Origin of the sequence: Frigoribacterium sp. RIT-PI-h, assembly GCF_001297205.1 — a bacterium.
Classification (GTDB): domain Bacteria; phylum Actinomycetota; class Actinomycetes; order Actinomycetales; family Microbacteriaceae; genus Frigoribacterium.
This window is the reverse complement of sequence record NZ_LHOZ01000054.1, coordinates 1-8172: the sequence shown is the minus strand read 5'-3', so window position 1 is coordinate 8172 and position 8172 is coordinate 1. Positions and strand designations below refer to the sequence as shown.

Here is an 8172-nt window from a genome sequence, read left to right as displayed (position 1 = left end):
ATTCCCGACCGTCGCCGGCCGGGCACTGTGCAAATCGCGACAGAGGCGCTGCGACATGCCGGTGTGCGACCAAGGTGAGCGGCGTGTCCCGGCGGAGATGTCGGGTTCGGCACGTCGACGCGGCCGGCGGCGGTCGGGAATTGCACGGGCGCGCGGGAAGTGCGGGCCGGGATCTGCACGCCGAGCCCAGGAGGCGCGGGTCGGGATCAGGACGGCGGCTCGGGAGGTGCGGCTCGGGCACTGTGCAAATCGCGACAGAGGCGCTGCGACATGCCGGTGTGCGACCAAGGTGAGCGGCGTGTCCCGGCGGAGTTGTCGGGTTCGGCACGTCGACGAGGCCGGCAGCGGTCGGGAATTGCACGGGCGCGCGGGAAGTGCGGGCCGGGATCTGCACGCCGAGCCCAGGAGGCGCGGGTCGGGATGCGCACAGGGGGGTGCGGAAGGCGCGCGTCGCGTTCGTCGACCAGCCCCCCCGGTGTCGGGGGTCCGTCCTAGGGTGGTGGATCATGCGCCTGCTGTTGATCCGCCACGGTCAGACCCCCGACAACGTCGAGGGCAAGCTCGGTACCGTCGCCCCCGGCGTCGGGCTCACCGATCTCGGTCGGCGGCAGGCCGAGGCGCTGCCCGCGGCCCTAGCCGACGAGACGATCGGTGCGCCCGCGGTCAGCACGCGCGTGCGCACGCAGCTCACCGCGGCTCCTCTGGCCGCCGCCAGGGGGCTGACGCCGACGGTGCTCGACGGGCTGCGCGAGGTGAAGGCAGGCGACCTCGAAGACCGCAGCGACGCCGACGCGGTCACGGCCTACGTCGGCTGCGTCTTCTCCTGGGCGGCGGGCGACCTCGACGCGCGGGTGCCCGGTTCGGAAGACGGGCACGAGTTCTTCGCCCGCTACGACGCGGCGCTGGCCGACCTGATCGCCGCGGGCGAGCGCGACGGTCACGAGACGGTCGCCGCCGTCAGTCACGGCGCGGCCATCCGCGCCTGGGCCGGGTCGCGGGCGGTCAACGCCGACGACGAGTTCATCCGGCACCACCTGCTCGAGAACACGGGCGTCGTCACGCTCGAGGGCACCCTCGACCGCGGCTGGCGCCTCCAGACCTGGCAGGGCCTGCCCGTCGGCGGTGCCGAGCTGCTCGACCTCGACGCGGCCGACCCCACCGGCGAGTCCTACTGACGCTCGGCCCGACCCTCGATCGGGCGGCCGCCCTTTCCGGCTGAGCCAGCAGGTCCCGGTCCGGCTGAGCCAGCGGGTCCCGGTCCGGCTGAGCCAGCAGGTCCCGGGACGGCAAGAAGACCAGCCCCCGGGCACGGCTCTAAGCGAGCAGTCGCTCGAGTGCCGGGCCGCCGAACTTGCCGTCGGGGTCGACCTCGTGGACGAGGGCGGCGAAGTCGGCCAACCGGGGGTACGCCTCGACGATCGCCGCGTGGGGCAGGGCCGACAGCTTGCCCCAGTGGGGGCGCGGGGTGAACGGGGCCAGCGCCTCCTCGACGCGGGGGATGAGGGCGGCGACCTCGGCGGGGTGCTTCTTCCAGGTGAAGGCGATGCCCAGGCTGTCCTGCGGCGTCGGGCTCAACCACAGCGGGTCGCCGGCGACGGTGCGGGTCTCGCAGGTGTGGAGGTGCGGGCGCAGATCGTCGCCGAGGCGCTGCACGGCGCGGAGTGCGGCCGGGCCGTCCTCGAGGGCCACGAAGTGCTCGCTCTGCAACTCGGAACCCACCGACGGGGTGGCGTCGATGCGGAAGTGCGGCAGCCGGTCCGCCCACGACCCGACGCTGCCGTCCATCGGCGTCGACTTCGTGCCGGTGACCTCGGCGTGTTCGTCGACCGGGGCGGGGCGGGCGCCCCACAGGTCACGGGGCATCGACACGTCGGCGAGGCCCTCGGGCACGCGCGACTTGACGAGCACCTCGCGGATGCGGTGGTCGAACTCGTGGAAGAAGCTGACGCTGTAGCCGGCTCCCATGACGTCGAGCAGGTGGTCGTCGACGCTCGACCAGGGCAGGTCGACGTACGTGTCCTGCCGCATGCGGAACCCGGGCTGCACGTCCAGGGTCACCCGGACCACGACGCCGAGGGCGCCCAGGGCCACGACGCTGCCGTCGAACCCCGGCTGACCGCGACGCACGGTCCGGACGGACCCGTCGGGGCCGACGATCTCGAGGGCCGAGACCGCACTCGACAGGCTGCCGAGGCCGAGCCCCGAGCCGTGGGTACCGGTTGCGATCGCGCCGCCCACCGAGATGTGCGGCAACGACCCCATGTTCAGCAGGGCGAGTCCGTGCCGGTCGAGGCGCTGCGCGACGACGGCGTAGTTCGTGCCGGCGCCGACGGTGACGCTGTGCCCGTCGTCTGCGATCACCGGGTCGGCGGGCAATGCCGTGGTCGACACCAACAGGCCCGGGCCGTCGGCCACGTCACTGAACGAGTGGCGCGTCCCCAGGGCCCGGATGCGGGGAGCCGCGGCGACGAGTTCGCTCAGCTCGTCGACCGTGGTCGGCTGCACGACCCGGGTCGCTCCGTAGCTGAAGCTGTCGGCCCAGTTGCGCTCGTCGCGTCGGGGTGGACGAAGGGTCTCGTGCGTCGTCGTCACCCGTCGAGTCTCGCACGCGCCCGGATCGAGGAGGCGCGGGGCGCGATCGTCGCGCCCCGCGGCTCCTCGGGGTGGCCGGCCGGCGGCCGGGGGTCAGGCGGCGATGCCCTCCTCGTCCTCGCGGACGGCCACGAGTTCGTTCGCGAGCCGGGTGCGGCGCACGCTCCAGAGGTGGGTGAGTCCGGCGAGGGCGAGCCCGGCGGCGAGCCAGAGCGAGAGCGTCAGGCCGGCCCGGCCCCAGCCCTGGCCGGGGAAGTACACGATCGACTGCGTGGCGTGCAGCCAGGCCGAGCCGTTCCAGAAGGCACCCAACGCCCCGAAGAAGGGCGGCACGAGCTGCGACGAGAAGACGCCGCCCGAGCTGGTGAAGTTCAGCATGACGAAGAGCATGGTGAGGGCGGGCGTCGTCCAGTGGCGCAGCAGGGGGTGCAGGCCGATGCCGATCACGACGACGGTGGTCACGTAGAGCCAGCTGACGAGTGCCACGCCCCACAGGCCGGTCGTGACGATGTCGTAGACGGGGCCGACGACGACGGTGCCGATCGACGCGATGACGGCGGCTGTGACGACACCGGCGAGGAGGCGCGAGCCGAGTCCCAGCCGGGCGCTCGCCGCCGAGATGGCCGCGGCACTCGCGTACGCGCCGACGCTCAGGGCGACGAGCAGGAAGAACAGCCCCTGTCCCGTCGGGTCGCCCTCGCCGCTCGGCACGACGTCGTCGACCTCCAGGGGCAGCCCGAGCCGGTAGGCGACCGGGCCGAACACCTTCTGCAGGACGCTCGCGGTCGTGTCGGACGCTGCGGACGACACGTACAGGGTCGCGTCGGTCGCGCCCACCTCGAACGCACCCGAGATCTCGCGGTCGGTGATGAGCCTGCGCGCCGCGTCGGCGTCGGCGACGGTGCGCACGTCGAGGGCGTCCGGGTCGGCGTCGTTGAGCTGCTGGGCGAAGACCTCGCTCTGGGCCGAGCTGCCCACGACGGCGACGGGCACGTGGTGGGGTGTCGGGTGGCCGAAGGCGCCGAGGTACGCGAGGGCCATGCCGGTGGCCAGGAAGAGGGGGATCAGCACGTGCAGGCCGAGGGACCGCCAGGCCGCGGCGTCCGGGCGCGGGCGGCGCGCGGCCGTGGGCCCGGCGTGCTGGTGACCGCGTCGGAGGCGCGGGTCGGGTCGGTCGTCCCGCCCCCGGAGCGGGTCGTCGCGGAACGAGTCGTGGTCGGGGCGCGCGCCGTCGTCCGGGCGGTGCAGGGTCAGGTCGGTGGTCGTCACGGGGCTCCTCGTGGTCGGGGGCGCCGTTGCCCGTCGGTCTACAGTTGCATTATGCAACACAAATCGCCCCCTCGGTGTTCCCGACCGCCCGCCGTTAGGCTGACCCCGTGACGGACCAGCGGGGGCAGCGAGGAATCGACACGGTCTACTCGGAGCTCGAGACCGTGTCGCGGCGGGCCGTCGCCCGCGCCCGGCACAAGAGCGCCCCGTTGTCGTTCGTCGAGCACTCGCTCGTCACCTTCATCGCGGCCCACCCCGGCTGTCGAGCCACCGACATCGCGGCGGACTTCGGCCTCAACCGCTCGACCGTCTCGCGCCAGCTCGGCGGACTCGTCGAGCTGGGCTTGGTCGAGCCCGGCGAGGGTGGCGCGGTCGAAGGACGACGAGGGCAGGCCCTCGCGCTGACCGCCCGCGGCCGTGAGCTGCTCGCCCGATCGGTCGACGCCAACCGGTCCGCCCTGGCCGACCGGCTCGAGGGGTGGACGGCCGCCGAGGTCGACGCGCTCGCCGCGGCGTTGCACCGTCTCAACTCGGCCTTCGTCGACTGACCCCGACGACGTGTCCGAGACTCGTCCCGTGTGGCGGGTCCCGGCCCGTGAGGGCGATGCCTGTCGTCGTGGGCGACAGGTGTCGCCGACCCGCGCCTCCTCGTCCTTCGGGGTACAGATCGTGTGACTCGTGTGACTGGAGTCATGTCGTGAACACCCCTGTAGCCCCTGACTGGGGACAAGCCGATGCCGAGAAAGCTTGATGTCCGGGTTTACCCTTCCCGGTTCCGCCCGTAGGCTGATCAGGTTCCCCACCCCCCGACGGCCGTCGATCCGACGCGTCCTGCGGGCTCGGGGCCGACCAGAGATAGGTGCTCTTCCGTGACTTCGCCCGTGACCCTGCCCCGCCGACAGGGCGTCGCCGCCGCCGTGGCGACGGTGCTGCTCAGCCTCACGCTCGTCGTGTCGGGCACGGTGCTCGGGGCCTCGCCCGCGCAGGCCGCCTCGTACCCGTCGTGGGACGACGTCCAGGCCGCACGGTCGAGCGAGTCGTCCAAAGCCGCCGAGGTCAGCCGCATCCAGGGGCTGCCCGACCAGCTCGCGAGCGACGCCACCACCGCCCCGGCCGAAGCCGAGCGTCTCGGTGCCGAGTTCGAGCAGGCCCAGGCCGACGCCGACGCCGGTGCCGCCAAGCTCGCCGAACTGCAGTCGCAGGCCGACGAGAAGGCCGCGGTGGCCGACGCCAGCGAGCAGCGCGCGGGCCAGGTCTCGGCCCAGCTCGCCCGCACCGGTGGCGGCAACGTGTCGTCACAGCTCGTGGGTGACACCGAGCAGGCCGACGACCTCCTCTACCGACTCGGCGCGATGAGCAAGCTCACCGAGCAGACCGACGGCATCCGCCAGCAGGCCGTGAACGACCGCAACGTCGCGCAGTCGCTCTCCGACCAGGCCAAGGTCGCCTCGGACGCGCTCGTGAAGCTGCAGGGCGCCGCCCAGGTCTCGATGGACGAGGCGCAGGCCGCGTCCGACGCCGCCGCAGCCGCCGTCGCCGCCCAGCAAGAGAACGAGTCGCGCCTCCAGGGTCAGCTCGCCGTGCTGCAGGACCAGAGCCTGCAGACCGAGGCCGACTACGCCACCGGCGTCGAGGTCGCACGTCAGGCCGAAGCGGCCCGCAAGGCCCCGGCGGCCGCCGAGGCCGCCCGCCAGGCCGGGCCCCTCCGTCAGCAGCGCGCAGCGGCTGCCGCGGCCGCCGCTGCCCGGCCCCCGACGCCTTCTGCCCCCGCCCCCGCCCCGTCCACAGGCGGGGGGTCGTCCCGGGGTGGCGGTGCCCCGACCGGCTCGGGCTGGGGGCGACCCAGCGCCGGCTACATGTCGAGCGGCGACGGCAGGCGCGTCAACCCGGTGACCGGCGTCGACCGCATGCACGACGGCATCGACCTGGCCCCCGGCTGCAACAGCCCCATCTATGCCGCGACCTCAGGCACCGTGACGTTCGCCGGTCAGGCGAGCGGCTACGGCAACTACATCCAGGTCAGCCACGGCGGCGGCGTCTCCACCGCGTACGGCCACATCGTCAACGGCGGCATCAAGGTGTCCCGCGGGCAGAGCGTCGTCGCGGGCCAGTTGATCGCGCTCGTCGGGTCGACCGGCAACTCGACCGGCTGCCACCTGCACTTCGAGACCCGCGTGGGCGGCGCCTCGACGAACCCCGTGCCGTTCATGTCGGCACGCGGCGTCCGTCTGTAGCACGTCCGCCGGGTCCCGCCCGAGGGGGCAGAATCGTCTGGTGACGAACACCGCTCCCTCCGCCCTGCCCCCGCTGCACCTCGAACGCGTCGCCTTCGACGACCCCCGTGCCGTCGCCCTGCGCGACGCCATGGACGCCGAGATGACCGTCCGCTACCACCGCGACGTCGTCGAGCCCGTCGCCGTCGTCGAGGCCCGGAACGCTGCCCTCACGGTCCACCCGTCGAACGTGCTGGCCACCGTGCTGGTCGTGGCCGACGACGATGCCGACGGCGGCACGCCCGTCGGCCACGCCCTCGTGCAGAGCCGGGACGGCGAATGGGAGGTCAAGCGCGTGATCGTCTCGGACGGTCAGCGCGGCCGCGGCATCGGCCGACTGCTGATGGCCGAGCTCGAGGCGGTCGCCCGTGAGGGCGGTGCGCGCCGACTCATCCTGCAGACCGGGGACCGCCAGCCCGACGCCGTCGCCCTCTACGAGAAGATCGGTTTCACCCGCATCCCGACCTACGAGCCCTACGTCACGACCATCCCGCAGTCGATCTGCTTCGAGAAGCCGATCGTCTGACGTCCCGCGGCCGACGCCCCCGAGGAGGCGCGGGTCGCCACGACGACGGAGGCGCACCCCGGTCGCGTGACCGGCGTGCGCCTCCTACGCTCCGTGGGCGGGCGGGGCCGTGTGGCCGGGCGTCCGTGGTAGCCCGGAGCCGGCGGACCGGCCCGCTCGCGGACTAGAGGCCGGCCGTCGAGCGGATCCAGCTCGCGCTCTGCGACAGCACGGCGTAGTTCGACCCGGCGCGGGTGTTCGCGCCCGGGTCGGCCTCGTCGCCGGTCGAGCAGACGGCCACGATCTGGCCGTTCACGATCAGCGGTCCGCCCGAGTCGCCGTGGTTCGCCGCGCCGGTGGTGCCGTTCAGGGGCTGGGCGACCCCGCCGTAGGCGTCGGTGCTGCGGCCGGTCAGGCCGACCGTCGCTTGATACAGACCGTCGGACTGCACCGAGTTCGCGCGCAGGCCGTACCCCATGATCGTTCCGCTGCCCGTCGAGGTCGCCTGGAACCCCAGGTTCAGCGTCGGGTAGCTGCCGAGGGCCTTCGACTGGCTCAGGTGCACGAGTGCGATGTCGCCCACGGGGGCGGCGGCGACGCGGTCGACGGCGATCGCGGTGCCCGGGTTCGTCGTGCTGTTCGAGTGGTACACCTGCATCGAGGTGACGCCGTCGATGCAGTGGCGGGCGGTCAGCACCCACGTGGCGTTGATCTGTTCGCCGGTGCAGGCGTAGCTCGCGGTGCCTCCGGTCTGGAAGACCAGCTGCACGGCCCACGGCGTCGTGGGTGCCTTCTCGCCGCCGACGATGTCCGTCGACCGGATGGTGTTGTCGGGGCCGGCGGCGACGGCCGAGGTCGAGACCCCGAGCGATCCGACGGCGAGGGCCGCAGCGGTCAGGGCGGCGGCGACGAAGGTCTTCATGTGGTTCCCCTTGGTTCGGGTGGTGCGTGTCGGGTGGTGCCGACCGGGTGGTGCCGGCCGGGCGGTCCGGTGATCGCCCGACCCGGTGGATCGGGCACGTCCCGCCTGGGTCGAGCTTCCGCCTGGCCCTCGTCCGGGGGCAAGTCGGCACTCTGGCCGACTTGACGCCGAGTGTTGCTCGTGGCAACAGATGTGCTGCTCGCGGCGGATGCGGGCGGGCGGGTAGCGTGTGCGGGTGATCACGCGACGAGACGCCGCCCTGCGACTGGACATCCCCCTCGAGATGGCCAAGCGCCACGGACTGCCGCCGAAGATGACGGTCGACGAGCTCGTCGCGATGGAACGGACTCCGCCGGCCTGGCTGGTGCAGTCCCGCGCGAACCGCACGGGCAAGCCGGTCTGGGTCGAGCTGGAGTGCGTCGTCTGCGGCTACCACGAGGCGGCGCGCCCCAAGAAGTGGTGGCCCGAGTACACCTACCTCAGCTGTGACGACCACGGCGCGGACGAGCTGCCCGAGCCCGCGCCGGGCGTCGTGCGCGCCGAGGTCGACGGCGTCGGCACCCGATTCGTCGCCATCGTCGACGTCGCCCCCTGACCCGCGCCTCCCGGCC

At 73.2% G+C, this 8172-nt stretch carries 8 protein-coding genes; 5 read left to right on the top strand and 3 right to left on the bottom strand.

Going from position 1 to position 8172, the window contains the following annotated elements; all coding sequences use genetic code 11:
• Positions 1 to 506: 506 nt before the first annotated feature.
• On the top strand, positions 507 to 1175 hold the full coding sequence (locus AEQ27_RS04510) for a histidine phosphatase family protein (RefSeq protein WP_054145585.1): 669 nt from the start codon (positions 507 to 509) through the stop codon (positions 1173 to 1175).
• Positions 1176 to 1314: 139 nt separating this feature from the next.
• Here the strand turns inward: AEQ27_RS04510 and AEQ27_RS04505 are convergent, their stop codons facing one another.
• Together AEQ27_RS04505 and AEQ27_RS04500 are read right to left on the bottom strand one after the other, a co-directional pair.
• Positions 1315 to 2592, bottom strand: a complete 1278-nt coding sequence (locus AEQ27_RS04505) for an FAD-binding protein (RefSeq protein ID WP_054145584.1) — start codon at positions 2590 to 2592, stop codon at positions 1315 to 1317.
• A 93-nt stretch (positions 2593 to 2685) separates the two neighbouring features.
• Positions 2686 to 3861, bottom strand: a complete 1176-nt coding sequence (locus AEQ27_RS04500) for an ABC transporter permease (RefSeq protein ID WP_054145583.1) — start codon at positions 3859 to 3861, stop codon at positions 2686 to 2688.
• 107 nt (positions 3862 to 3968) lie between these two features.
• On the opposite strand from AEQ27_RS04500, the gene AEQ27_RS18015 reads away from it, so the two are divergent.
• The 3 genes from AEQ27_RS18015 (at position 3969) to AEQ27_RS04485 (ending at position 6660) form a co-directional block, all read left to right on the top strand.
• A complete protein-coding gene (locus AEQ27_RS18015) occupies positions 3969 to 4409 on the top strand; it encodes a MarR family winged helix-turn-helix transcriptional regulator (RefSeq protein ID WP_054145582.1) in 441 nt (146 codons plus the stop codon).
• A gap of 321 nt (positions 4410 to 4730) precedes the next feature.
• The gene (locus AEQ27_RS04490) at positions 4731 to 6095 is read left to right on the top strand and encodes a M23 family metallopeptidase (RefSeq protein WP_152970167.1); all 1365 of its coding nucleotides are present in this window, start codon (positions 4731 to 4733) and stop codon (positions 6093 to 6095) included.
• A 40-nt stretch (positions 6096 to 6135) separates the two neighbouring features.
• Entirely contained in the window at positions 6136 to 6660 is a 525-nt protein-coding gene (locus tag AEQ27_RS04485; protein WP_235450974.1) for a GNAT family N-acetyltransferase, read from the top strand.
• 163 nt (positions 6661 to 6823) lie between these two features.
• Here the strand turns inward: AEQ27_RS04485 and AEQ27_RS04480 are convergent, their stop codons facing one another.
• Positions 6824 to 7561 carry a trypsin-like serine protease gene (locus tag AEQ27_RS04480; protein ID WP_054145580.1) on the bottom strand — a complete coding sequence of 246 codons (738 nt, stop codon included), beginning with the start codon at positions 7559 to 7561 and terminating at the stop codon, positions 6824 to 6826.
• 235 nt (positions 7562 to 7796) lie between these two features.
• Between AEQ27_RS04480 and AEQ27_RS04475 the strand changes: the two genes are divergently transcribed.
• Positions 7797 to 8156, top strand: a complete 360-nt coding sequence (locus AEQ27_RS04475; RefSeq protein ID WP_054145579.1) for a hypothetical protein — start codon at positions 7797 to 7799, stop codon at positions 8154 to 8156.
• Positions 8157 to 8172 lie beyond the last annotated feature (16 nt).